This is a genomic window from Marinobacter sp. X15-166B, assembly GCF_001752365.1.
GTDB lineage: Bacteria > Pseudomonadota > Gammaproteobacteria > Pseudomonadales > Oleiphilaceae > Marinobacter.
The window spans coordinates 2,905,389-2,929,957 of the sequence record NZ_MEIY01000001.1; the positions used below are offsets into that span (position 1 = coordinate 2,905,389).

Annotated in this window: 20 protein-coding genes and 2 tRNA genes; 15 read left to right on the plus strand and 7 right to left on the minus strand. The window is 58.0% G+C overall.

Annotated elements, in window-relative coordinates; translation table 11 throughout:
• The first annotated feature begins 28 nt into the window (after nt 1-28).
• The 5 genes from ispG (at nt 29) to der (ending at nt 5,869) form a co-directional block, all read left to right on the plus strand.
• Nucleotides 29-1,147, plus strand: a complete 1,119-nt coding sequence (gene ispG / locus BG841_RS13645; protein ID WP_070058149.1) for a flavodoxin-dependent (E)-4-hydroxy-3-methylbut-2-enyl-diphosphate synthase — start codon at nt 29-31, stop codon at nt 1,145-1,147.
• Between the two features lie 94 nt (nt 1,148-1,241).
• On the plus strand, nt 1,242-2,522 hold the full coding sequence (hisS, locus tag BG841_RS13650) for a histidine--tRNA ligase (RefSeq protein WP_074454359.1): 1,281 nt from the start codon (nt 1,242-1,244) through the stop codon (nt 2,520-2,522).
• Between the two features lie 51 nt (nt 2,523-2,573).
• Nucleotides 2,574-3,230 carry a YfgM family protein gene (locus BG841_RS13655; protein WP_070058151.1) on the plus strand — a complete coding sequence of 219 codons (657 nt, stop codon included), beginning with the start codon at nt 2,574-2,576 and terminating at the stop codon, nt 3,228-3,230.
• Nucleotides 3,230-4,396, plus strand: a complete 1,167-nt coding sequence (gene bamB / locus BG841_RS13660; RefSeq protein WP_070058152.1) for an outer membrane protein assembly factor BamB — start codon at nt 3,230-3,232, stop codon at nt 4,394-4,396. The genes BG841_RS13655 and bamB overlap by 1 nt, the downstream gene beginning before the upstream one ends.
• 51 nt (nt 4,397-4,447) lie before the next feature.
• Nucleotides 4,448-5,869: a ribosome biogenesis GTPase Der gene (der, locus tag BG841_RS13665; RefSeq protein WP_070058153.1), complete on the plus strand. Its 1,422-nt coding sequence runs from the start codon at nt 4,448-4,450 to the stop codon at nt 5,867-5,869.
• Between the two features lie 261 nt (nt 5,870-6,130).
• On the opposite strand, the gene BG841_RS13670 is transcribed toward der, so the two are convergent.
• From BG841_RS13670 to BG841_RS13680, 3 genes are all read right to left on the minus strand, one after another.
• Nucleotides 6,131-6,206: transfer RNA gene (locus BG841_RS13670), tRNA-Glu, on the minus strand.
• Between the two features lie 130 nt (nt 6,207-6,336).
• Nucleotides 6,337-7,242, minus strand: a complete 906-nt coding sequence (locus tag BG841_RS13675) for a TIGR01777 family oxidoreductase (protein ID WP_070058154.1) — start codon at nt 7,240-7,242, stop codon at nt 6,337-6,339.
• Complete coding sequence (locus tag BG841_RS13680) at nt 7,235-7,612, minus strand: sirohydrochlorin chelatase (RefSeq protein WP_070058155.1); 378 nt, start codon at nt 7,610-7,612, stop codon at nt 7,235-7,237. The genes BG841_RS13675 and BG841_RS13680 overlap by 8 nt, the downstream gene beginning before the upstream one ends.
• 93 nt (nt 7,613-7,705) lie before the next feature.
• On the opposite strand from BG841_RS13680, the gene BG841_RS13685 reads away from it, so the two are divergent.
• The 5 genes from BG841_RS13685 to BG841_RS13705 all read left to right on the plus strand — a co-directional run bounded on the left by BG841_RS13685 (nt 7,706) and on the right by BG841_RS13705 (nt 12,886).
• Nucleotides 7,706-8,311 (plus strand): DUF924 family protein, encoded by a 606-nt coding sequence (locus BG841_RS13685; protein ID WP_070058156.1) that lies wholly within the window; start codon nt 7,706-7,708, stop codon nt 8,309-8,311.
• 148 nt (nt 8,312-8,459) lie between these two features.
• Nucleotides 8,460-8,535, plus strand: a tRNA-Gly gene (locus BG841_RS13690).
• 312 nt (nt 8,536-8,847) lie between these two features.
• A complete protein-coding gene (gene hppD, locus BG841_RS13695) occupies nt 8,848-9,924 on the plus strand; it encodes a 4-hydroxyphenylpyruvate dioxygenase (RefSeq protein ID WP_070058157.1) in 1,077 nt (358 codons plus the stop codon).
• 244 nt (nt 9,925-10,168) lie between these two features.
• Complete coding sequence (locus BG841_RS13700; RefSeq protein WP_070058158.1) at nt 10,169-10,972, plus strand: MOSC domain-containing protein; 804 nt, start codon at nt 10,169-10,171, stop codon at nt 10,970-10,972.
• 6 nt (nt 10,973-10,978) lie between these two features.
• Nucleotides 10,979-12,886, plus strand: a complete 1,908-nt coding sequence (locus tag BG841_RS13705; protein WP_070058159.1) for an ATP-binding cassette domain-containing protein — start codon at nt 10,979-10,981, stop codon at nt 12,884-12,886.
• 72 nt (nt 12,887-12,958) lie between these two features.
• On the opposite strand, the gene BG841_RS13710 is transcribed toward BG841_RS13705, so the two are convergent.
• Both BG841_RS13710 and BG841_RS13715 read right to left on the minus strand, forming a co-directional pair.
• Nucleotides 12,959-13,384, minus strand: coding sequence for a universal stress protein (locus tag BG841_RS13710; protein ID WP_070058160.1), 426 nt, complete (start codon nt 13,382-13,384; stop codon nt 12,959-12,961).
• 104 nt (nt 13,385-13,488) lie between these two features.
• Nucleotides 13,489-14,310, minus strand: a complete 822-nt coding sequence (locus BG841_RS13715) for a hypothetical protein (RefSeq protein ID WP_070058161.1) — start codon at nt 14,308-14,310, stop codon at nt 13,489-13,491.
• Nucleotides 14,311-14,778: 468 nt separating this feature from the next.
• Between BG841_RS13715 and fadB the strand changes: the two genes are divergently transcribed.
• The 3 genes from fadB (at nt 14,779) to topA (ending at nt 20,991) form a co-directional block, all read left to right on the plus strand.
• On the plus strand, nt 14,779-16,926 hold the full coding sequence (gene fadB, locus BG841_RS13720; protein ID WP_070058162.1) for a fatty acid oxidation complex subunit alpha FadB: 2,148 nt from the start codon (nt 14,779-14,781) through the stop codon (nt 16,924-16,926).
• A gap of 33 nt (nt 16,927-16,959) precedes the next feature.
• Nucleotides 16,960-18,135: an acetyl-CoA C-acyltransferase FadA gene (fadA, locus tag BG841_RS13725; protein ID WP_070058163.1), complete on the plus strand. Its 1,176-nt coding sequence runs from the start codon at nt 16,960-16,962 to the stop codon at nt 18,133-18,135.
• Between the two features lie 219 nt (nt 18,136-18,354).
• Nucleotides 18,355-20,991 carry a type I DNA topoisomerase gene (gene topA, locus BG841_RS13730; RefSeq protein ID WP_070058164.1) on the plus strand — a complete coding sequence of 879 codons (2,637 nt, stop codon included), beginning with the start codon at nt 18,355-18,357 and terminating at the stop codon, nt 20,989-20,991.
• Nucleotides 20,992-21,120: 129 nt separating this feature from the next.
• Here the strand turns inward: topA and BG841_RS13735 are convergent, their stop codons facing one another.
• Both BG841_RS13735 and gltA read right to left on the minus strand, forming a co-directional pair.
• A complete protein-coding gene (locus tag BG841_RS13735; protein WP_070058165.1) occupies nt 21,121-21,996 on the minus strand; it encodes an NAD(P)-dependent oxidoreductase in 876 nt (291 codons plus the stop codon).
• A 129-nt stretch (nt 21,997-22,125) separates the two neighbouring features.
• Nucleotides 22,126-23,400 (minus strand): citrate synthase, encoded by a 1,275-nt coding sequence (gene gltA / locus BG841_RS13740; protein ID WP_070058166.1) that lies wholly within the window; start codon nt 23,398-23,400, stop codon nt 22,126-22,128.
• A gap of 453 nt (nt 23,401-23,853) precedes the next feature.
• Between gltA and sdhC the strand changes: the two genes are divergently transcribed.
• Nucleotides 23,854-24,228: a succinate dehydrogenase, cytochrome b556 subunit gene (gene sdhC, locus BG841_RS13745; RefSeq protein ID WP_070058167.1), complete on the plus strand. Its 375-nt coding sequence runs from the start codon at nt 23,854-23,856 to the stop codon at nt 24,226-24,228.
• Complete coding sequence (gene sdhD, locus BG841_RS13750) at nt 24,222-24,569, plus strand: succinate dehydrogenase, hydrophobic membrane anchor protein (protein ID WP_070058168.1); 348 nt, start codon at nt 24,222-24,224, stop codon at nt 24,567-24,569. Before sdhC ends, sdhD begins: the two co-directional genes overlap by 7 nt.

Sequence of the window (24,569 nt, forward strand, 5' to 3'; positions counted from 1 at the left end):
ATATTCAGATAACATTGGTTACCGGCTTATGAAACAGGAATCCCCGATTAAAAGACGACCTTCACGGCAAATCATGATAGGTGACGTGCCGGTCGGCGGCGATGCACCGATCGCCGTGCAGAGTATGACCAACACCAATACCTGTGACGTCGAAGCCACGGTTGCCCAGATCAGAAGTCTGGAAGAGGCAGGAGCGGATATAGTGCGGGTGTCGGTTCCCAGTATGGACGCGGCCGAAGCTTTCGGTAAAATCCGCGCACAGTCCGGGGTGCCGTTGGTGGCGGATATTCATTTCGATCACAAGATCGCCCTCCGGGTGGCGGAATTGGGGGTGGATTGCCTGCGCATCAACCCGGGTAATATCGGCCGCGAAGACCGGGTAAGTGCCGTCATCAGCGCGGCCCGCGACCGCAACATTCCGATTCGCATCGGCGTCAACGCCGGCTCTCTGGGCAAGGAGTTGCTGCGCAAGTACAGCGAACCCACCGCCGAGGCGCTGGTGGAATCCGCCATGCGGCACATCGATATTCTCGACCGGCACGACTTCCAGGACTTCAAGGTCAGTCTGAAGGCGTCCGAAGTGTTCATGACCGTCGCGGCCTATCGGCAGATCGCCGGCCAGATAGAGCAGCCCTTGCACTTGGGCATTACCGAGGCGGGCGGGTTCCGCTCCGGCACGGTGAAGTCCTCCGTGGGGTTAGGGTTGCTGTTGATGGATGGCATCGGCGACACCATCCGGGTGTCCCTGGCTGCGGATCCGGTGCAGGAAATCAAGGTGGGGTACGACATCCTCAAGAGTCTCCGGCTGCGTAGCCGGGGGATCAACTTCATCGCGTGCCCCAGTTGCTCCCGCCAGAATTTCGATGTCATCCAGACCATGAACGATCTTGAGGTGCGCCTTGAGGACGTCAACACGTCGCTGGATGTGGCAATCATCGGTTGCATCGTAAACGGACCCGGAGAGGCCAAAGTGGCGGATCTGGGGTTGACCGGGGGCAGCCCGAAGAATTTGTTCTACGCGGGAGGGCGGCCTGACCAGAAGCTGGACAACGCCAACCTCACCGACGATCTGGAGCGACTCATCCGCGAGGAAGTTGCCCGCCGCAAAGCGCAGGAAGCGGCCGTTATTGCTCGCTCTGACCAGTAACTTTGTCCATAAAGTTGCTGATTTATCAGGAAAAAACATTAACGTATCAGGCTGGACCTCGATGGGCAGCCGGTTAACAGGTAAGGCGTAAGGTTTGGCTAAAATTCAGGCAATCCGGGGCATGAACGACATACTCCCCGATCAAACCCCGGTATGGCAATTTGTTGAAGATACGGTGCGGAAAGTCGTGGCCAGCTATGGCTACCAGGAAATCCGCATGCCGATTGTTGAACAGACCGATCTGTTCAGGCGCTCTATTGGTGAAGTCACCGACATCGTTGAAAAAGAAATGTACACCTTCGACGACCGGAACGGGGACAGCCTCACGCTGCGCCCTGAAGGGACGGCCAGCTGTGTACGCGCTGCCGAGGAGCACGGGTTGTTGTTCAACCAGACCCAGCGTCTCTGGTACATGGGGCCTATGTTCCGCCATGAGCGGCCCCAAAAGGGCCGTTATCGGCAGTTCAATCAGGTGGGTGTAGAGTGTTTTGGCATGAACGGGCCGGATATTGACGCCGAACTGCTGGTGCTCTCCGCCCGGTTGTGGCGTGAGCTGGGTTTGGCGGAGCACACCCGGCTGGAAATCAACTCCATCGGTACGGCAGCGGCGCGACAGGAATACCGCGCGGCCCTGGTCACCTATTTGTCCGGCCATAAGGATCAGCTGGACAGTGACAGTCAGCGCCGTCTGGACACCAATCCGCTGCGTATTCTCGACAGCAAAAACGCCCAGACGCAGAAAATTCTGGATGGTGCCCCCTGTCTGGACGATTATCTGGATGCGGAATCCCGCGAACATTTCGCTCGCTTGCGGGAGCTGCTGGACGCTGCCGGAGTGGCCTATACGGTCAACCCGCGCCTGGTCCGCGGCCTGGACTACTACAGCAAAACCGTGTTCGAGTGGATCACCGACAGCCTGGGGGCACAGGGCACCGTCTGTGCCGGTGGCCGCTACGATGGTCTGGTGGAACAGCTGGGAGGTAAACCCACCTATGCGGTGGGCTTTGCAATGGGGCTGGAACGGCTGGTGCTGTTGCTGCAGGCCCTTGAGCTGGTGCCCCAAAAGGTCAACAGCGATATTGATATTTATGTCGCCGCCCTTGGCGATGCGGCCGTAACCACCGCGCTGACCCTGAGTGAGCAGCTGCGGACCGACTTGCCTGGACGCTCAATCGTAACGCATTGCGGGGGCGGCAGTTTTAAAAGCCAGATGAAGAGAGCGGACCGCAGCGGTGCCGAGGTGGCGCTGCTGTTGGGAGAGAACGAAGTGAACGCCGGGCTGGTAACCATCAAACCACTGCGATCGGACAGTGCACAGCAGACGGTGAATCAGAACGAGTTGCTGGGCGCACTGGACGGTTTGATGGGCCAGTGATCTTGCGGGCGGTTGAACCAGATTCTATAAAAGTTTATTGCGGGAGTTACCATGGCTGAGTTGCGTACTGAAGAAGAACAAATACAGGCGATCAAAGACTGGTGGAAGAAAAACGGCAGTTCATTGTTGATCGGGATCGGGGCGGCGCTCGCCATTATCTTTGGCTGGCAGGCCTGGCAAAACCATCAGTCCCAGCAGCGCGCGGCGGCAGCGTCGCAGTTTGCGACCTTACTGAACGCCTACGGCGATACCAGCGACGAGAATCGCACCGACACCGTGGCCTACGTGGCCGACGAACTGCGTGCCGAGTTTGCCGGCAGCGCCTACGCAACTTACGGAATGCTTATTCTGGCGCAGCAGCAATTGCTTGAGCAGAACGATGTGGCGGCGGCGATTGAATCGCTGCAGTGGGCCCGGAGTCACGTGGACAAGAAAAGTGCGCTGAACCTGATTGTGCTGCACCGCCTGGCGACCGCGCAACTGGCCGGCGGCCGTCTCGACGAGGCCCTGGCAACGCTGGGTGAAGCAGAGGTCAGCGAGGCGTTCCGAGCGCTGTTTGAAGAATTGAAAGGCGACATTCTGCTGGCAAAGGGTGAGCCGGATCAGGCCCGGGATGCGTATCTGGTCGCGCGGCAGCACAGTCTGGCCGGTGGCAACGGTCTGTTGGAGATCAAACTGGCCGATCTCGGCGTCGGGGAGGATGCTTGATGCGTTGCCACCGCTGGCCGCTCAGTCGATACCCGTTCCTGGCCGGGTTGCTGGTGTGGCTGCTGGCGGGATGTAGCGCAACGGATACGTTTGAGCAGCCGGCGCCTGTGCCTGAGGTGGTCAGCACTGTCCTGCTGAAAAAAGTATGGGCGACGTCTGTCGCTGATGGTCACGACGACCGTTTGCTGCAACTCGCGCCCTGGGTCGCGGACGATACCATCTACGCGGTGTCGTCGCGAGGGGTCCTGTTCGCCCTGAACGCCGCCGATGGCACCCGGAAGTGGCGCGAACAGCTGGAGACCCGTATTTTATCCGGTGTCTCGGGTGATCAGGCGCGACTCTACCTGGTGTCTGAAAACGCCAGGCTTATGGCGCTCTCCCGGGACGCTGGCGAACGGCTGTGGGAAGCAGCATTGCCCAATGAAAGCATTGTTGCGCCCCAGTCCAATGGTTCGATCGTGGTGGCGCAGACCATCGATGGCAAGGTGCTCGGTTTTGATGCGCAAACGGGCGAAAAACGCTGGCAGTATGACGGGGTAGTGCCGGTGCTCACCTTGCGGGCCGCCGCCCCTCCTCTGGTAGGGCGGGAACTGACGTTGGCGTCCTTCGCCAATGGTCGGCTGCTGGCCTTGTCAACCGAAACCGGGCAACCCCTGTGGCAGTACCGTATTGGCGAGCCCAAAGGGCGGACCGAGTTGGAAAGGCTGGTGGATGTCACCAGTCAGCCGCTGATCCTGGAAGGCGCCGCCTTGGTGACCGGGTATCAGGGTAAACTGGCGTTGGTCGATTTGCGCGGCGGCCGGGAAATCTGGAGCCGGCCGTCATCGAGTCTGCACACGCCAATGATCGGTCAGGGGCACATATTTGTGTCTGAAGCCAACGGCGACATTGTGGCCTACGACGGCAGAAGTCGGGAGAAAGTCTGGACTCAGGACAAACTGGCCTGGCGCCAGACCACCCAGCCACTGGTGGTTGATGACCACTTGCTGGTGGGTGATTTTGAAGGTTTTGTGCATGTTCTGTCGTTAACTGACGGCTCACTGCAAGGCCAGCTGAAGTACGACAGCGATGGGTTACGTGTGCCCATGCAGCCTTTGCATGACGGTGTATTGGTGTATGGCAACAGCGGCAAACTGACCCTTTTTAAACTTGAAACGCGCAGTTAAGCGCCTGGCGGTGGCCAATGACGGTGCGCCGCCTTTTAATAGCGAATTAATATGACCCCTGTAATTGCCCTTGTTGGCCGCCCGAATGTGGGTAAATCCACATTGTTCAATCAGATGACCCGTTCCCGGGATGCCCTAGTTGCCGACTATCCGGGGCTGACCAGGGACAGAAAATACGGGGAAGGCGTCTACGAAGGTCGCCGCTTCATCGCCATAGACACCGGCGGGCTGACCGGTGGAGAGCAGGGCATCGATGCAGAGATGGCCAGTCAGTCTTTGTTGGCGGTTGAAGAGGCCAGTATTGTTCTGTTTGTGGTCGACGGCCGCGCCGGTTTGACCGGGGCTGATGAGGTAATTGCCAACCAGCTTCGGCGCATGGGCAAGAAGGTGCATCTGGTGGTCAATAAAACCGATGGCCAGGACGCTCAGGTGGCCGCCAGTGACTTTTACAGGCTGGGGTTCGATTCCGTCTATCTGACGGCCGCGTCCCACAACCGGGGTATCCGCTCGATGCTGGAAGAGCTGCTGCCATCGGTTGAGGAGCTGGATGAGCTGGACCGTGCTGACCGCTACCCGGGCATCCGCATTGGCATAGTCGGGCGTCCAAACGTCGGTAAATCCACCCTGGTGAACCGTATGCTCGGGGAAGAGCGGGTGGTGGTCTACGACATGCCCGGAACCACCCGCGACAGCATTTACATCCCCTACGAGCGGCAAGACCAGCAATACACCCTGATTGATACTGCAGGTATCCGCCGTCGCAAGAACGTGAACGAAGCCGTCGAGAAGTTTTCGATCATCAAAACCTTGCAGGCCATCGAAGACGCCCACGTAGTGATTCTGGTGATCGACGCCCGTGACGGGTTGGTGGACCAGGATCTGCACCTGATCGGCTTCGTGCTGGATGCGGGGCGTTCCCTGATCATTGCGGTGAACAAATGGGACGGGATGAACCCTGAAGACCGGGCCAGCGTCAAGGAGCAGGTCAAGCGCCGGCTGGATTTTCTTGATTACGCCGACAAACACTATATATCCGCATTGCACGGCTCTGGCGTGGGGGTGCTGTATGACTCGGTGGAGGCCTGTTACGAGTCTGCAATGGCCAAGTGGCAAACCAACCGGTTAACCACAATTCTTGAAGACGCCATTTCCCAGCATCAGCCGCCGATGGTGAACGGTCGCCGCATCAAGCTGAGGTACGCCCACCAGGGTGGCTCCAACCCGCCGGTTGTGGTGGTCCATGGCAATCAGACCGCCGCATTGCCCGGTGACTACAAGCGCTATCTGGAAAACACCTTCCGCCGGGTTCTGAAGGTGACCGGCTCGCCCATACGCTTTGAGTTCAAGTCCAGCGACAACCCCTATGCCCACAAGGTAGACCGCTTGACGCCCCGCCAGAAAGTCAAAAAAGACAACGAGCTGAAAAAAGGCCCGCGCCCCAAAAAGAAGCGGATGAAAAGTACCAAGCGGTAACAACGGTGCTTCCGGAGGCCAGCCCGCACATGGGTCGGTCGACCAGTCAGCGACTGCGGAAAAATCCCGCCCTCCTGCGCTCATCGCCATTGGTGCATATCCGGGGTAATAACCGGCGGTGGGGCGGTGGGCCATGCGGACTTGGGTCGTCGTTCAGACTGGCTTGGGGGAAGTGCAGACAGGGTGTGTCTTGACAGGTTTGCCTGCGCGGACCTGAGAGTCCGGCTGGCTGAAAGAGAACCTGCGAGGGTCGATTGAAATTGGCGTCCCCTAGGGGGTTCGAACCCCTGTTGCCGCCGTGAAAGGGCGGAGTCCTAGGCCACTAGACGAAGGGGACGCATCGTTTCAAAACATTGCCTCGTCGAGGTGGCGCGTATATTAAGAAAGCCCGGCCGCACTGTCAAACATTTTCTTTAAAAAAATTAAAAATCCCCAAACCTGCTGAAAACTGATGAAAAATTGACCGCTCATGCGCGCAGGGCGTCCTTCAGTGCCGGCAGCAGGTCGGGGTAGGTGAACCGAAAGGAGGCCTCGCTCAGGCGCGCGGGTACCGCTCGCTGACCAGTGAGCAACAGTCTCGACATCTCGCCCAGGGCGAACTTCAACGCGTAGCCCGGGGCGGGAATAAGGGCAGGGCGGCGCACGGCCTGCCCCAGTTGTTTGCTGAACTCAGCGTTGGTCACCGGGTTCGGGCTGACCACGTTGTAAGGGCCGGCTGCGGTGTCGGTGTCCATCATCCAAATCAGCGCCCGCAGCATATCGTCCCGGTGGACCCAGGGCATGAATTGCTGACCGCTGCCAAGCCTGCCGCCCAGGCCGAGCCGGAACAGGGGGGCCATTTTCTGCAAAAACCCACCCCCCGGGCCGACTACCAGGCCTGTACGGGACAAGCACACGCGCACCCCGTGCTGTTCCGCCGCCAGGGCAGCCTGCTCCCAGTCGTGACACAGGTGATGGGTAAATTCGTCCTCTGGCGGTGTCTGTTCGGTTACGGTGGTGTCGCCTTGGGCACCATAGAAACCGACCGCAGAGCCGGAGACCAGTACCGAAGGCTGGTGTTGCCAGGTGGCCATGGTCGCAACCAGTTCCTCGGTGAGATCGATCCGGCTCGTGCGCAACAACTTCTTGCGTTGTTCGCTCCAGCGCTTGTCGGCTATGCCCTCCCCGGCCAGATTGATGACCGCATCAAAACCTTCCCCGTTTCTGGTGGCGGCCAGTTCCGAATAGGGGGTCACCGGTCCGCAGAGGGCTTGTACATCGCCGGGCTGTTGGCGGCTGAGTACGGCGACCTTGTGGCCATTTTGGGTAAGTTGGTGGCAGAGTTTCTGACCGATAAAGCCGGTGCCGCCGGTAACGAAAATGGATTTACTCATGACAGCGCTCCAGAGATTGCCGGGCGACCTCGCAGATGGCGTCGCCCAGCACCGGGTTTTCGCCCACGGCGGGTAGCAGCTCAATGCGCAGGTTCAGTTGCGCCTGCAAGGAGGCGATCTGCGCCGGTACATCCACCCGCAGGTGGCGCCCGGCGGCGAGAAACAGGGGGAGGACGATGACGTGTTCACAGCCGGCGGCAGCGGCGTCTGTTACAACTTGCTCCAGACTGGGAGTGCTTAATTCCATATAGGCGACCGCGGCGCCCGGAATGGCATTCAGGGTCTGCGCGGAAAGGCATTCGATGGTGTCACACCAGCGCCTGTCGCGGCTGCCATGGGCCAGCAGAATGACTTGGCTGCGGGAGGGCATGCTTGTACCTCGGTTAATAGGGGTGGAATCTTCTATCATGTAGTCTAGCAGTGTCTCAGCTACTTTAATCGACTCAGCAGAGGGTTAACGTTTATGTTCGGATGGGAGGACATTCTGGAGTACTGGTTCGGCACATTGGACGCAGAGGGACTGCCGGATGCTTATCATCGTAATCGCTGGTTCCGGGCAACCCGGGGTTTTGATCGGGAGATCCGGCGCCGGTTTCTGTCGTTGATCCTGTTTGCCGCCGAAAACGGATTGACGACCTGGCGGCAGGAGCCTGGCGGGCGGCTGGCCGAGATAATTTTGTTGGATCAGTTCAGCCGCAACGCCTATCGGGGTACGGAGCTGGCCTTCAGTAATGATCGGCTGGCCAGAAAATTGTGCGGTGACGCCATGCGCCTGGGGCATGACATGCGGTTGCCGCCGGTGCAGCGTGCGTTTCTGTATCTGCCGCTGACCCATTCAGAAAACATCGAGGATCAGGAGCTCGCCGTGGAGTGTTATGAGCAGCTGGTGGCGTCTACGCAGGGCATGTTGCGGGACTTTCTGCAGAGTTTTCTCAATTCGGCCCGTGAACACTGTTCGGTGGTGCAGGAATTTGGCCGTTTCCCCCATCGGAATGACATCCTGAAGCGGGCATCCACACCCCGGGAGCAAAACTATCTGGCGAATGGGGCGAGACGCTACGGGCAGTAGCACTCCCTCCCGGGTCGACGCCGCGGGGGGAAGAGGCGAAAACAGCGTCGGCCGGACAAACTGACGATAAATTCAAGAAAAGAGTTGACGACCCTCGTGAAATCAGTAGAATACGCAGCCGTTGGAGAGGCAATCTCTCATAACAAATGCGGGAATAGCTCAGTTGGTAGAGCACAACCTTGCCAAGGTTGGGGTCGCGAGTTCGAATCTCGTTTCCCGCTCCATTTTTTTAAGTCTCCAGTCATTGATTCGCTCCCCCAGGATTTCTCTTCCGCGAACCCCGTCTCTGCTGAGTCCGGATCATATCACCCCGAAGATCAGGTACTACAGACGTGGGCATGCACGCATTGGCAATGCGCATCGTTAATTTCCATGACGAGGTGTGGCCTGGCTCACACGCTGGATTGACAGCTTCTTTTCGGGTTCGATAACCTGATACAGTCAAATGCCAACAGTTCTATTAGTGAGTTAAGGGCGCATGGGCGGTGGCCGGGTCTCTGGATTGCCGCTTGGCATCCTCATTCTGGAGGCTTTATATGACTGATCTGTTTGAAAACCCCGCCGGCCTCTGTGGCTTCGAATTTGTCGAGTTTGCCGGCCCCGAGCCGGACAAGGTCGCGGACGTGTTCCGGCTGCTCGGCTTCACTCTGGTCGCGCGCCACCGTTCCAAAGATGTGGAACTGTACCGGCAGGGTGGCATCAACTTTATCCTCAACCGCGAAAAGAAAACCCTGGCGGACTACTTCGCTCAGGAGCATGGCCCGTCCGCCTGTGGTCTGGCGTTTCGCGTCCGCAACGCCCATCAGGCGTACCAGTATGTGCTCGATCAGGGTGCGCAGCCAATTGATATTCCGACAGGGCCTATGGAATTGCGATTGCCGGCCATCAAAGGCATTGGTGGTGCGCCCATCTATCTGATTGACCGCTTCGAGGAAGGCTCGTCGATTTACGACATCGATTTTGAATTTATTCCTGGGGTTGATCCACACCCCCAGGGGTGCGGCTTTTACGAAATCGATCACCTGACTCACAACGTTTACCGCGGCCGCATGGCGTACTGGGCCGATTATTACCAGAGATTGTTTAACTTCCGCGAACTGCGTTACTTTGACATCAAGGGCGAATACACCGGCCTGACCTCGAAAGCGATGACCGCGCCGGACGGCAAGATTCGCATCCCTCTGAATGAAGAGGCGTCCAGCGGCACCGGCCAGATTGAGGAGTTTCTGATGCAGTTCAACGGTGAAGGGGTGCAGCACATCGCACTGCGTTGCGACGATCTGCTGGCCTGCGTGGACCGGTTGCGCGCTAACGGTGTGCCGCTGATGGCGGCGCCCCCCGAGACATACTATGACATGCTTGAAGAGCGCCTGCCGGGGCACGGCGAGCCGGTTGCGGAACTGCAATCGCGGGGCATTCTGCTGGACGGCACCACCGAAGGAGAGTCTCCCAAGTTGCTGCTGCAAATATTTTCCAACACCCTGCTGGGGCCGGTGTTCTTCGAATTCATTCAGCGCAAGAAGGACGAAGGTTTCGGCGAAGGTAATTTCAAGGCGTTGTTTGAATCTATCGAGCGGGATCAGATCCAGCGTGGCGTGATCAAGCAGGAATGAGGGCGCCGCGTCGGTCGCGGTGGCTTGACAGAGGTCGGGAACAAGGCTAGTATCCGGTCCAATAATTGCGGTCGCGAAGCCAAAAGAAGCACTTAGATCAACGGGTTAGAGTTTCAGTGCTTGTCTCGTACCCACCTCGTATCCGGTTAGAAACCCAGCCCTCTGTGGCTGGGTTTTTTCGTTGTGCGCGTATCATAATACAGGCATTGTTCAACTGTTGAGTCCAGTGAGGCAGGTATTCCCTATGCAAGTTCTGCGAATCGAGGCGCTGTTCACCTACCCGGTAAAATCCTTGGCGGGGTTACCGGTCACGACCCTGGCGCTTGACGATTTTGGGCCGTCGGGCGACCGGCGCTGGATGATCGTCGACGAAGAAGGCCATTTTGTTACCCAGCGCTCCCGACCCGAGCTGGCGTTGATTGCCACCACCGTGACGCAGGGAACTGTTGCGATCGAGGTTCCCGGTCACCCGTCCATGACGCTGGTCCCCGGTCAGCGCGTGCGCCGGGTCAAGGTGTGGGGAGATTGGGTTGACGCAGTGGTCGCCGAATCCGGTCCGGCCGAGGCCATCAGTCAACATTGTGGTGCGCCCTTGCAGCTGGTGTATATGCCGGACACGACGTTTCGACGGGTGGACCCCGGGCGGGTGCGGGACGACCGCAGAGTCGGGTTTGCCGACGGATTTCCGTTTCTGGTGGTGAACCAGCAATCCCTTGACGACCTGAACCGGCGTCTGGACCACCCGGTGGACATACGCCGGTTTCGCCCCAATATTGTCGTGAGTGGCGCGCCGGCATGGGACGAGGATGAGTGGCGGGAGCTGCAAATCGGCGGACTGGCCTTCGATCTGGTGAAACCTTGCTCGCGCTGCATCATGACAACGGTTGATCCCGATACCGGTATCAACAGCGCAGGGGCTCAGCCGTTGCGAACATTAGGCCAGTTCCGACGTACTCTGGACGGTGTGATTTTCGGTATGAACGCCGTTCACCGGGGAGAAGGGTCACTGGCGTCAGGCGACCAGGTCGTCGTTGTTGGAAGGAGTTGAGAATAGATGGCACTGCTATCGTTGGACGAAATTTCCCTGGCGTTCGGGGTACACCCTCTGTTGGATAAGGCCTCGCTGATTATCGAACGGGGCGAACGGGTGTGTTTGTTGGGCCGGAACGGCGAGGGCAAGTCGACCCTGTTGAAGGTGATCAGCGGTGACGTCACCCCGGATGGCGGTCAGGTGCAATTAGAGGACGGTGCCCGCCTCGCCGTGCTGCCGCAGAATCTGCCGAGTGATGACACGCGCACGGCTTACGAAGTAGTGGCGGAAGCCTTCCCAGAAGCCGCCAGATTACTGGCCGAGTTTCACGAATTGTCTCAGCATACCGATGAAGCCAGTCTGAACAAACTGATGAAGGTGCAGGAGCGTCTCGAAGCAGTAGACGGCTGGCGTCTGGATCAAAAGGTCAGCGGTATTCTGGCTCAATACCGGGTGGATCCGGACCAGCGGTTGAACACTTTGTCCGGCGGCTGGCAGCGGCGGGTGTTGCTGGCTAAGGCGTTGGTGGCAGAGCCTGATGTATTGATGCTGGATGAGCCGACCAACCATCTGGATGTACCCGCTATTGCGTGGCTGGAAGAGGCACTGGGGCAATTTCGCGGCGCCATCCTGTTTGTCAGCCACGATCGGGCGTTTGTCCGGCGAATGGCCACCCGGGTGGTGGAGCTCGACCGGGGGCAGCTGATCAGCTTTGCGGCCAGTTACGATAAATACCTCGAGTTGAAAGAAAAGGCCCTGGAAGAAGAAGAGCGTCAGAACGCGCTGTTCGACAAGCGCCTCAAACAGGAAGAAGCCTGGATCCGGCAGGGCATCAAGGCCCGCCGAACCCGCAACATGGGGCGTGTACGCGCCTTAAAAGCCATGCGGGAAGAGCGCCGGATGCGCCGCGAACGAGGCGGGACCGCCAGCTTTGCGGTGGAGGATGCGGCACGATCGGGGCGTCTGGTCGTCGAGGCGGTGGATGCCGGGTTTGCCTACCCGAACGGTAAGACTATCATTGACGAAATGAATCTGACCATCATGCGGGGGGATAAAATCGGCCTGGTGGGCGAGAATGGCACCGGTAAAACCACGTTGGTGAAGCTGCTGTTGGGTGACCTTGAGGCCACCGAAGGTAAAATTCGTCTGGGTACCAACCGGGAGGTTGCCTATTTCGATCAGTTGCGGGGAGAGTTGGATCTGTCCGCTACGGCGCTGGACAATCTGGCTCAGGGCCGGGAGTACATCGAGATTAACGGTCAGCAAAAGCATGTGCTGGGGTATTTGCAGGAATTTCTGTTTTCACCCGCCCGTGCACGCTCGCCGGTCAGTGTGTTTTCCGGCGGGGAGCGGGCCCGGCTCATGTTGGCCAAGCTGTTCAGCAAGCCTGCCAATATCCTGGTGCTTGATGAGCCTACCAACGACCTGGATGTAGAGACTCTGGAGCTGCTGGAGTCCCAGCTGGTGAATTTTGGTGGCACCGTCATCGTCATCAGTCATGACCGTGAATTTCTGGATAACGTGGTCACCGATACCCTGGTGCTCGACGGTTCGGGCCGGGTGCAGGAATTTGTGGGGGGCTACAGCGACTGGCGCGATCAGGGCGGCATGTTCCCGTCTGAAAAGCCGGCCGACGCGGAGCCCGCCAAGACCGACAAGCCCAAAGCCGTGCAGAAGCCGGTCGAGGTTGCCAAGCCAAAAGCTGCCAAGCTGAGCTATAAGTTCAGGCTCGAGCTGGAGAAGCTGCCGGCCCGTATTGAGGAGTTAGAGGGCGAGGTTGCCGCTGTTCAGGAAACCGTGTCAGGGCCGGACTTTTACAGCCAGCCTGCGGACGAGGTCGCCCGGGTGCTGGCGCGTTTGAGCGCGTGCGAGCAGGAACTGGAGGAAGCGATAGCGCGCTGGATGGAACTGGAAGAGCTTGCCGGCCAATAGCTGACACGAAGACTCCATCCGGCGCTGCGGAGGAAGCGGCCGGGTGGGCAGCGGTGCGCCCGACACAGAGTGTCAGGTAATGCGTGCCGCCAAAACGTCGCACACCGCGCCGTGCAATACGCCATTTGCCGTCGACCCCAGCAATAGCTGGAAGCCGCTGCGGCCGTGGCTGCCAACCACAATCAGGTCGATGTCGAGCTCTTTGGCCAATCGGTGTATTTCCGACTCGGGCCGGCCAACGGTGACAATCTGTTGATCGGCGGCCACGTTGTACTGATTGCCGTAGGCCGCCAACTGGTCCTTGGCGGCCTTGCCCAGTTGATCCTGAAGCTCGGTCAGGTCCATGGGAATGTCGCCCCCGTAGGCGTAACCCACCGGTTCGACCACATGGGTAAGAACCAGGGTTGACTCGTGGGCCTCGCGCAACCGGGCTGCTTTTTCCAGCACCTGCGGGGCTTCTTCGGTAAGGTCGATCGCCACCAGAATTTTTTTGTACATAGCCGGTTCCTCTTTTCAATCCGTGCACCAACACCCGGTTTCTGACTATTAAGTTAGGACATAGCTCGTCAACAAGCACGGACTCTGGCGCATTTATGGTGGTATCAGGCGTTACTCTGCAATATGGATATGGTGTTGTTCAGTTTTTCAATAATGGCCCGTGAATAACGCTCTATGACGAAGGATACGTTGTTTTCGTTGTAGTGGATGTACGAGTCGCGAATAAACTGCCACTTGGAACTGATGTCTTCCATGTCCGCGCCGATAGCGCCGCTGGTATCGCCGGCTGCCACTGCCGCCAGGTAGGACTCAAAAGTGTGGGCCTTGACGTCCAGCGGGTCGTCCGTGGCGTCACCCTGAAAGGTCTGTGTTACCGCCATGTTCGAGCGCACTGAGTAAATGGCCATCATCTGCGCCATGGTCACCGCCGCCGAGCGGGCCGCTTCAATACGCGGGTGAACCGCGCTGCCGATTTTGTCGAGGGCCAGGCTGTGGAGTTCAAGGGCGGTGGCGTTGAGGATGTTGGTGTGTTCGGCCATTTCTGCCGCCAGGCGAAGGTCCGGATACCCATGCTGCATGACTTCGTCGACATTTCTGCGCATCAACTCTTTGAAGATTTCAAAATTGCTTCTTAGGTCGGCCAACGACTGATTACCGGTCAGGTCCAGGTCTGGCAGCGTGAGCGCGTTGATGGCGGAGCTGGCGGAATTGATGGCCGCGATGATCTCAAAATGAATGCTCTGATCCGCGCTGGCACTGTACCGGTAATAACTTTCGAGGGCGATGAAACTGTTGATGCGGAATTGGTGCAGGTTTTCCAGGAATCTTGGTGCGTGTTGCTGGTCTGCCCTGGTCGTAACAGAGATCGCAAAGAGCAGTAGTAAGGCTGCAAGCATCCAACCCGCTTTGACATGCGCGTCTTTCATTGAGTGGGCTCTCCGTTTTTCGGATTTATTATTATATTTATTGACGGTGTGCGAACTTACCCTTGAGGTTCCGCAGACTGAATTGGCAGTCTGAGGGTAAGGGATGCGTCGCTGCCGTGCAAGTCGTTGTTTGCGGACCGCGGCCCAGCAGTGTAGTTAAAGGTTACAGGTGGGTCGCGATTGATGCAAGTCACATGAAGTTGGTAGCTTATCTATCTGAAATAAAAGAGTTAATTGCGTATGTGGCCAGCCTTTTAGGGGGCCGAATTCTCACAGGGGGGCGCCCGGTCGGCAGAAACAAATTGACAAACGATTGGTTTTTTCACATCGTGTGCCTTCGAGATTCAAACGACTGTATGAATTTTTGCGTCGTTTGATCGGGCAATGACCTAAATCTCACTGTGGGGTAAACGGGAGGAAGACCCCTCCCATCGTCCGCAGTTCCAAACACAGACTGGAGATCAGTTGATGATTTACGAAGGTAAAGCCATCACGGTTAAAGAGATCGAAGGCGGGATCGCTCAGTTGAACTTCGACTTGCAAGGCGAGTCAGTTAACAAGTTCGACCGTCTCACACTTGAAGAGCTCCGCGCCGCGACCAACGCGATTAAAGCCGCCAATGGGTTGAAGGGCCTGGTGGTAACCAGTGGTAAAGACAGCTTTATTGTCGGTGCCGACATTAACGAGTTCACCGAATTGTTTGCCGGTTCCGAGCAGGATCTGATTGACAACAACCTGCAGGCCAACGAAATTTTCAGTGCGGTCGAGGACTTGCCATTCCCGACCGTGACCGCAATCAACGGGATTGCGTTGGGTGGCGGTTTCGAAATGTGCCTGTCCACGGATTTCCGTGTCATGGGTACCCAGGCCAGGGTGGGGCTGCCGGAAGTCAAACTGGGTATTTTTCCGGGATTCGGGGGCACCGTGCGCTTGTCCCGTCTGATCGGGGCAGACAACGCCGTTGAGTGGATTGCCGCCGGGAGCGAACACCGCGCCGAAGCAGCACTCAAAGTCGGAGCAGTGGACGCGGTGGTTGAGCACGACAAGCTGCTCGACGCGGCCGTGGCGATGATCAAAGAGAGCAATGAAGGCAAGCTGGATTATCTGGCTCGCCGGGACGAGAAGAAAGGCAAGCTCAAGCTGAACGCCATGGAAAGCATGATGTCGTTCGAGATTGCCAAAGGCATGGTGGCCGCCAAGGCCGGTAGAAATTACCCCGCGCCGCTGGAAGCCGTGAAGACCATGCAAAAGCATGCCGGATTGCCCCGCGACAAGGCGATTGAAGTGGAGGCCAAAGGGTTTGCCAAAGTGGCGAAGACCAATGTGGCGGCTTGCCTGGTGGGCCTGTTCCTGAACGACCAGGAACTGAAGAAGAAAGCCCGTGAGTGGGAGCAGGAAGCCTCCGAGGTAAAACTGGCGGCGGTACTGGGTGCCGGTATCATGGGCGGTGGGGTAGCCTATCAGTCTGCGCTGAAGGGCACCCCCATCCTCATGAAGGACATCAGCCAGGACGGCCTGACCCTGGGGCTCAACGAGGCCAAAAACCTGTTGGTCAAACGGGTTGAGCGGGGGCGCATGAAGCCGGAGCAGATGGCCGATGTGCTCAACAGCATTACCGCGACTCTTCATTACGGAGATTTCAAAAACGTAGACCTGGTTGTTGAGGCGGTGGTTGAAAATGCGAAGGTGAAGGATGCGGTGCTCCGGGAGACCGAAGACATGGTGCGCGACGACACCATCCTGACCTCGAATACTTCCACCATTTCCATCGATGAGCTGGCCAGGAACCTCAAGCGTCCCGAAAACTTCTGCGGCATGCATTTCTTTAACCCGGTGCACAAGATGCCCCTGGTTGAGGTGATCCGTGGCGCCAAGACCAGCGATCGTGCGATTGCAACCACGGTCGCCTACGCCAAGGCCATGGGAAAAACCCCGATTGTGGTCAATGACTGTCCGGGTTTTCTGGTTAACCGCATTTTGTTCCCTTACTTTGGCGGCTTTATCGGGCTGGTGCGCGACGGTGCGGACTTCCAGAAAGTCGACAAGGCAATGGAGAAGTTTGGTTTCCCCATGGGACCCGCCTATCTGCTGGATGTGGTGGGCATGGACACAGGCAAGCACGCCGGCGAAGTCATGGCGGCAGGTTTCCCCGACCGGATGAAGCACGAAAGCGTGACCGCCATCGACATCATGTTCGAGCACGAACGTTTCGGCCAGAAGAGCGACAAGGGCTTTTATAAATACGAGCTGGATCGCAAGGGCAAGCAGAAGAAGGTGGTCGACGACGAGGTGTACCGGCTGCTCGAGCCGGCGGTGCAGGGCAGCAGGGAGTTCAGCGACGACGAGATTGTTGCGCGCATGATGCTTCCCCTGTGTCTGGAAGCGGTCCGTTGCCTTGAAGACGGAATTGTAGATACCCCGGCCGAAGTCGATCTGGGTTTGGTGTATGGTATCGGGTTCCCTCCGTTCCGCGGCGGCGCACTGCGCTATATCGACGATATGGGGCTGGACAAGTTCGTTGCCCTGGCAGATGAATATGCAGAGTTGGGTGCCTTGTATCATCCCACCGACAAGCTGCGCGAGATGGCTGAAAATGGCCAGAAATTCTTTGGATAACCCTGAACGAGATTTCCGAACGGAGAAAGATCTATGAGCCTTAATCCGAGAGACGTTGTCGTCGTCGATTGCGTACGGACTCCGATGGGCCGTGCCAAGAATGGCTGTTTCCGCAATGTTCGCGCGGAAACCCTGTCGGCTGCGCTGATCGAAGCGCTGTTTGAGCGGAACGACAAGCTCAACCCGAGAGAAGTGGAAGATGTGATCTGGGGGAGTGTGAACCAGACCAAAGAGCAGGGCTTTAACGTTGCCCGGCAAATTTCGTTGCTGACCCGCATTCCCCATGAAGCCGCAGCCCAAACCGTTAACCGGTTGTGCGGGTCATCCATGAGTGCGATTCACACCGCGGCCCAGGCCATCATGACCAATAACGGTGACATGTTTGTGGTTGGTGGCGTGGAACATATGGGACATGTTCCAATGACCGAGGGGTTCGATCACAACCCGGCGGCCTCCAAGTACACCTCAAAGGCGTCCAACATGATGGGCCTGACCGCAGAAATGCTCTCCAAGATGCACGGCATCACCCGTGAGCAACAGGACGAATTTGGGGCCCGCTCCCATCGGCTGGCCCACGAAGCTACCCTGGAAGGGCGGTTCAATAATGAAATTGTGCCCATTGAAGGGCACGATGAAAACGGTTTCCTGACCTTGATCGAAACCGACGAAACCATACGTCCCGACACCACGGTGGAATCGCTGAGCCAGTTGCGCCCGGCCTTTGACCCCAGAAATGGTACCGTCACAGCGGGCACCTCCTCCCAGCTCACCGATGGTGCTGCGGCGATGGTGCTCATGTCGGCGGAGCGCGCTCAGGCGCTGGGACTGACGCCCATCGCCAAGGTCCGCAGCATGGCGGTTGCTGGCTGTGACCCCGCCATTATGGGTTACGGGCCCGTGCCGGCCACCAAGAAAGCTCTGAAACGTGCCGGCCTGAAAATCGAAGACATCGACTTCTGGGAGCTGAACGAAGCATTTGCGGGGCAGTCTCTGCCAGTGCTGAAAGACCTGAAGTTGCTGAACGTCATGGACGAGAAGGTCAACCTGAACGGTGGCGCGATCGCCCTGGGGCATCCGCTGGGGTGTTCCGGTGCCCGTATCTCGACCACGCTGCTGAATGTCATGCAGGCCAGAGGTGGCCACCTGGGTGTTTCCACCATGTGTATCGGTCTGGGGCAGGGTATTGCCACCGTGTGGGAACGCATTTAACGGCCGCTGAGCCCACAACCGAAAGCCCGGCAATGCCGGGCTTTTTTGTCTTCCGCAGAACAACAAATGCAAGAATGGGTTGTTTTGATATTCTTGACCCTGTAAAACAGAGCACCTATAAATGATCCGCGGCATGCATTTTTCTAGCCAGCTGATTTTACAGCAAGTTTAAAGTCGCTGTTTTTATTGACCGATTCTCCAAGGGTTCAGATTTCTGATATGGGTAAAAGTCTCGTAATTGTCGAGTCGCCAGCCAAAGCGAAGACCATCAATAAATACCTGGGTTCCGATTTTATTGTGAAATCCAGTGTCGGCCATATTCGTGATCTGCCGGTCAGTGGCAGCGGATCCAAGTCCGACCCCAAGGAACGGGCGAAACAGGCAGCCCTCACGCGCAAGATGCAGCCGGACGAGAAAGCCGCTTATAAAAAACGCAAAGCCCGGGAACAGTTGATTGCCCGAATGGGCGTGGATCCGGACAACGATTGGCAGGCGAGCTACGAGGTTTTGCCGGGCAAGGAAAAAGTCGTCAGTGAACTCAAACGGCTGGCAAAGTCTGCAGACCATATCTATCTGGCCACGGATTTGGATAGAGAAGGGGAGGCCATTGCCTGGCACCTGCAGGAAGCCATTGGTGGTGAGCCCGAGCGCTACCGCCGCGTGGTGTTCAACGAAATCACCAAGAAGGCCATTCAGTCGGCATTTGAAACCCCCGGCGAACTCGACATCAACCGGGTCAATGCCCAGCAGGCACGACGCTTTCTGGACCGGGTGGTCGGGTACATGGTGTCACCCCTGTTGTGGGCCAAGATTGCCCGCGGGCTTTCTGCCGGCCGGGTGCAGTCCGTGGCGGTGCGCCTGATTGCCGAGCGGGAACGGGACATTCGTGCGTTCACACCGGAAGAGTACTGGCAGCTCCACGCGGACGTGACCGCAGCGGCTTCGGAAAAGCCCCTGCGACTCGAAGTCACCCGCTACAACGGTAAAGCTTACCGGCCGGTGAGTGAGCAGGAGAGTCTGGCCCATGTGGCGCGTCTGCAGGCAGGCACCTATGAGATCACCAAGCGCGAGGACAAGCCGACCCGCTCCAGGCCGTCGGCGCCCTTCATCACCTCTACCTTGCAGCAGGCCGCCAGTAACCGGATGGGCTTCAGCGTCAAAAAGACCATGATGCTGGCGCAGCGTTTGTACGAGGCCGGTTACATCACCTATATGCGTACCGACTCCACCAACCTGAGCCAGGACGCGATTGCCAGTTGTCGTACCTTTGTCGAGAAGCAGTTCGGTGACCGCTACCTGCCGGAAGCCCCCCGCGTTTACGGCAGCAAAGAGGGCGCGCAGGAAGCGCACGAGGCGATCCGCCCCACCGAGGTTACCCGACGGCCTGCAGATATCAGTGGCTTAGAGAAGGATGCTGAACGGCTGTATGACCTGATCTGGCGTCAGTTCATCGCCTGCCAGATGGCGGATGCGGAGTTTCTCAGTACCTCGATCGTGGTTGCCAGTGGCGACTACGAGCTGCGGATCCGGGGCCGCATTGTCAAATTTGACGGGTTCCTGAAGGCAGCGCCGCAGGCGTCAAAAAAAGATGACGACGTGGCACTGCCCGACATCAAAGTGGGGGAGGCGTTGACGCTGGTCAAGCTGGATCCGACCCAGCATTTCACCAAGCCGGCCCCCCGTTATACGGAAGCCAGTCTGGTCAAAGAGCTTGAAAAACAAGGTATCGGACGACCTTCTACCTATGCGTCCATCATTTCCACGATCCAGGACCGTGGTTACGTCACCTTGCAAAATCGCCGCTTTTACTCTGAAAAAATGGGTGACGTGGTGACCGAGCGGCTGACCGAGTCGTTTTCCAATCTGATGGATTACGGATTTACCGCCAAACTGGAAGAAGAGCTGGATGACATAGCCGAAGGCGATGTTGACTGGAAGAAGGTGCTTAATGGGTTTTACAGCCGTTTCAGCAAACAGCTTGAGGCGGCCAGCGGCGATGGCGAAGGCGCCATGCGGCAGAATACGCCCACCGAAACGGACATTCCATGCCCGGCCTGTGAGCGGCCGATGCAGATCCGGGTAGCCAGTACCGGTGTGTTTCTGGGGTGCTCCGGTTACGCCCTGCCGCCGAAAGAGCGCTGTAAGACCACCATCAATCTGGTGTCCGGTGACGAGGTGGTCAGTGCCGAAGATGACGTGGAAGGCGACGGTGAAAGCCGCCTGTTGCGCATGAAGCGCCGGTGCGCCATCTGTGATACCGCTATGGACAGTTATCTGGTGGATGAGCGCCGCAAGTTGCACGTGTGTGGCAATAACCCCGATTGCCCCGGCTTTGAGGTGGAAACCGGTACCTTCCGGATCAAGGGCTATGATGGTCCCACGCTCGAGTGTGACAAGTGCGGCAGCGAGATGCAGCTGAAGACCGGTCGTTTCGGCAAGTACTTCGGCTGCACCGGCGAGGGTTGTAAAAACACCCGCAAGCTGCTGAAAAGCGGCGAGCCTGCGCCACCCAAGATGGACCCGGTTCCCATGCCGGAGCTGCAATGCCAGAAGGTGGATGACACCTACGTGCTGCGGGATGGCGCGTCCGGACTGTTCCTGGCGGCCAGCAAGTTTCCAAAGAACCGGGAAACCCGTCCGCCGCTGGTGAAGGAGATCAAGCCGCACCGTGACGAGATCGATCCGAAGTACGATTTTCTCATGAAGGCTCCGGAAACCGATCCCGAAGGCAATCCGACGGTGATTCGGTACAGCCGGAAATTCAAACAGCAGTACGTCATGACCGAAAAAGACGGCAAGGCGACGGGCTGGCAGGCGTGGTACGTCAATGGTCAGTGGCAGCCCAAGGAAAAATAGGAACGAGGAACGCCCTCCCTCTCCCCAACCCCTCTCCCGCCGGGGGCGAGGGGCTTATTGCACCCGTGCAGGCATCGGGTGTTTGCTCCCCTCGCCCCTTGTGGGAGAGGGGCCGGGGGAGAGGGGGTATCAGCGACCCTTCCTGAGTCGCTGGATCAGCGAGGAGGTATCCCAGCGCCGCCCGCCCATCTGCTGCACATCGCCGTAGAACTGATCCACCAGCGCCGTGACCGGCAAAGTTGATCCATTGCGCCGCGCTTCCTCCAGGCATATACCCAGATCCTTGCGCATCCAGTCAACGGCAAAGCCATGTTCGAATTCGCCCGCGGCCATGGTCGCGGAGCGGTTATCCATTTGCCATGACTGCGCCGCACCTTTGGAGATCACCTCAATCACCCGGGCCACATCGAGGCCGGCCTGTTCGGCAAAGTGGATGGCTTCAGACAGGCCCTGCACCAGTCCGGCAATAGCGATCTGGTTCACCATCTTGGTGCGTTGCCCGGCACCGGCCGCTCCCATCAGGTTGACGGCCTTGGCGTAACACTCCAGCACGGGCAGAACCCGGGAGTAGGCTGATTCGTCGCCGCCACACATAATGGTCAGCTGGCCATTTTCGGCGCCCTGCTGGCCCCCGGATACCGGCGCGTCTATAAAGCTGTGGCCTGTGCTGGCGGCCGCGTCATAGAGGCGCTCTGCCATGGAGGCAGAGGCGGTGGTGTGGTCGATCAGCACCGCGCCTTGAGGGGTATGGGCCAGGATGCCGCTGTTGTCCAGGTACAGGTGTTCCAGATCCGGGTCGGCCCCGACACAGGTCATGACGATATCCGCCTGCGCGACTGCTTCCGCCACGGACGCGCTGGCTGCGCCGGAGTATTCCGCTGCCCACCGTTCGGCCACCCGGGCAGTGCGGTTCCAAACGGTCACCTGATAACCCTGCCGGGCCAGATGGCCCGCCATGGGATAACCCATTACTCCCAAACCGATAAATGTTATGCGCTGTGTCACCGGCAATGTCTCCCGTTTTTAATGTTGTGAGTCTGCTCCCTGCCATCATGGCAAACCCGTCAGCAATAAAAAAGGCCGCTCGGTGAGCGGCCTTCAGGATCCTGCAGCACATATCGGTGCTGGCGGGGATCAGTTTTGCGGGTAGTCCCGGGTGGTTGCACCGGTGTACAACTGGCGGGGGCGGCCGATGCGGTAATCGCCGCTCACCATTTCATTCCAGTGTGAGAACCAGCCAATGGTGCGGGACATGGCAAAGATCACGGTGAACATCGAGGTGGGGATGCCAATCGCCTTCAGGATGATGCCGGAGTAGAAGTCCACGTTGGGGTAAAGTTTGCGCTCGATGAAGTACTCGTCTTCCAGGGCAATCTGCTCCAGACGGGTGGCAATCCGCAGCAGGGGATCGTTTTCCAGGCCCAGTTCGGCGAGCACCTCGTAGCAGGTTTCGCGCATGACCTTGGCCCGCGGGTCAAAGTTTTTATAAACACGGTGACCGAAGCCCATCAGGCGGAACGGATCGTCTTTATCTTTGGCCTTGGCGATGAAGGTTTCGATGTTTGCTTCATCCCCGATTTCCGCCAGCATCTCCAGTACCGCTTCGTTGGCACCGCCGTGCGCCGGTCCCCAAAGTGCAGCAATGCCGGAGGCAATGCAGGCGTAGGGGTTGGCGCCGGTGGATCCGGCCAGACGTACGGTAGAGGTGGAGGCGTTCTGTTCATGGTCCGCATGAAGAATGAAGATCCGATCCATGGCTTTGGCCAGCACAGGGTTCGGTTCGTATTCTTCGCAGGGGGTGCCAAACATCATGTACAGGAAGTTCTCAGCGTAGGAGAGGTCGTTCCGCGGGTACATGAATGGCTGGCCAATGGAGTACTTGTGACACCAGGCCGCGATGGTTGGCATCTTGGCAATCAGGCGGTGGCCGGTGATTTCCCGCTGGCGGGCGTCGGTCACATCCATCTGGTCGTGATAAAACGCCGACAATGCACCCACCACACCGCACATGATCGCCATCGGGTGCGCGTCACGGCGGAACCCGTTGAAGAAATTGCGCATCTGGTCGTGCAGCATGGTGTGGTTTTTCACGGTGTCGTGAAACTGCTTGTTCTGTTCTTTGGAGGGCAGCTCGCCGTTCAGCAGCAGGTAGCACACTTCCAGGTAGTCGGACAGTTCAGCCAGCTGTTCTATCGGGTAACCGCGATGCAGGAGAACACCTTTGTCGCCATCGATATAGGTAATTTTGGATTCGCAGGCCGCGGTGGATAGAAAGCCTGGGTCGTAGGTAAACACATCGTGTTGGGCCAGCGCTCTGACGTCAATGACGTCTGGCCCAGCGTTGCCAGAGTAGATAGGTAGCTCAATGGACTTGTCACCCACCGAAAGCGTAGCTTTCTTGTCGGTCATGGTGCTCTCCTGTTCGTCAGCATTAGATTGCGCGGAAAGGCGCGTATTATGGCAAAACTGGCGGTAAAATATAGGGTGTTGGGTTTTATTGTCAATGGAACCCACTGGAAATCGCGCAAATACAAGCGCTAATGCCTGTTAATAAGCGGCGATTTGCATTCCGTCGTGCAGTTTACCGTGTGCCGGCAACCGATTGTACCAGCCCGCTTTCATCAATGTGGTCGCGGTGTTGCCGTGTCGCGGTTTGTATTTGTAAGACGCCATCCTTATAATCCGTAGCCCGGAATCGGGGATCAGCCAAGCTCATACGCCAGCAACGACGTTTGCGTGCGGTGTTTTCTCCCTCCTTGAGCCATTCGTGTTTTGCAAACGTACTAACACGAGAATCCTTACATACCAACCATCCGTGTCGGGAAACCGATAAACGGAGTAACGAGAGAGTGTAAGAGCGCTGTGAATAGCAAACGACCAGTTAATCTTGACCTCGGCAAGTTTCACTTTCCGCTGCCTGCCTTATTGTCGATCGTGCATCGCATCAGCGGCATCATCCTGTTTGTGGGTGTTGCCTTTATGCTGTACGGCCTCGACGTCTCCCTGTCGGGGGAGGAAGGTTTCAGCCGGATGAATGACTTGCTGGACAGTTTTCTCGCGAAACTGATCACCTGGGGCATTCTGTCCGCTTTATTGTACCACCTGGTTGCTGGTATCAAGCACCTGCTCTTGGATATGGGCATCGGTGAAGAGCTTGAAAGTGGGCGTCTCGCCGCGAAAGCCGCGTTGGTGGTTTCCATTATTCTCATTGTTCTGGCAGGAGTCTGGGTATGGTAAGCAGCGTAACTAACCTGGGGCGTAGCGGCGTTTACGACTGGTTGATCCAGCGTGTCACTGCCTACGTGCTGGCCGTGTACACAATCTTTCTGCTGGGTTTCGTTGTCGCGAATCCCGGTATGGATTACGAGACCTGGTCCGGGCTGTTCAGCCAGACCTGGTTCCGGATTTTCAGTCTGCTGGCTCTTCTTTCTACCGGCGGTCATGCGTGGGTAGGGTTGTGGACAGTGACCACCGACTACATCAAAGCAACAGCTATACGTTTTCTAGTTCAGGCCGCGTGCGGATTGGCAATGTTTGTCTATCTCGCCTGGGGCGTTCAGATTCTTTGGGGGCTTTAA

Coding starts and splice junctions, on each gene's coding strand:
- ispG (WP_070058149.1), top strand. CDS start 29: ATGAAACAGGAATCCCCGATTAAAAGACGACCTTCACGGCAAATCATG.
- BG841_RS13655 (WP_070058151.1), top strand. CDS start 2,574: ATGGCTGAGTTGCGTACTGAAGAAGAACAAATACAGGCGATCAAAGAC.
- bamB (WP_070058152.1), top strand. CDS start 3,230: ATGCGTTGCCACCGCTGGCCGCTCAGTCGATACCCGTTCCTGGCCGGG.
- der (WP_070058153.1), top strand. CDS start 4,448: ATGACCCCTGTAATTGCCCTTGTTGGCCGCCCGAATGTGGGTAAATCC.
- BG841_RS13675 (WP_070058154.1), bottom strand. CDS start 7,242: ATGAGTAAATCCATTTTCGTTACCGGCGGCACCGGCTTTATCGGTCAG.
- BG841_RS13680 (WP_070058155.1), bottom strand. CDS start 7,612: ATGCCCTCCCGCAGCCAAGTCATTCTGCTGGCCCATGGCAGCCGCGAC.
- BG841_RS13685 (WP_070058156.1), top strand. CDS start 7,706: ATGTTCGGATGGGAGGACATTCTGGAGTACTGGTTCGGCACATTGGAC.
- hppD (WP_070058157.1), top strand. CDS start 8,848: ATGACTGATCTGTTTGAAAACCCCGCCGGCCTCTGTGGCTTCGAATTT.
- BG841_RS13700 (WP_070058158.1), top strand. CDS start 10,169: ATGCAAGTTCTGCGAATCGAGGCGCTGTTCACCTACCCGGTAAAATCC.
- BG841_RS13705 (WP_070058159.1), top strand. CDS start 10,979: ATGGCACTGCTATCGTTGGACGAAATTTCCCTGGCGTTCGGGGTACAC.
- BG841_RS13710 (WP_070058160.1), bottom strand. CDS start 13,384: ATGTACAAAAAAATTCTGGTGGCGATCGACCTTACCGAAGAAGCCCCG.
- BG841_RS13715 (WP_070058161.1), bottom strand. CDS start 14,310: ATGAAAGACGCGCATGTCAAAGCGGGTTGGATGCTTGCAGCCTTACTA.
- fadB (WP_070058162.1), top strand. CDS start 14,779: ATGATTTACGAAGGTAAAGCCATCACGGTTAAAGAGATCGAAGGCGGG.
- fadA (WP_070058163.1), top strand. CDS start 16,960: ATGAGCCTTAATCCGAGAGACGTTGTCGTCGTCGATTGCGTACGGACT.
- topA (WP_070058164.1), top strand. CDS start 18,355: ATGGGTAAAAGTCTCGTAATTGTCGAGTCGCCAGCCAAAGCGAAGACC.
- gltA (WP_070058166.1), bottom strand. CDS start 23,400: ATGACCGACAAGAAAGCTACGCTTTCGGTGGGTGACAAGTCCATTGAG.
- sdhD (WP_070058168.1), top strand. CDS start 24,222: ATGGTAAGCAGCGTAACTAACCTGGGGCGTAGCGGCGTTTACGACTGG.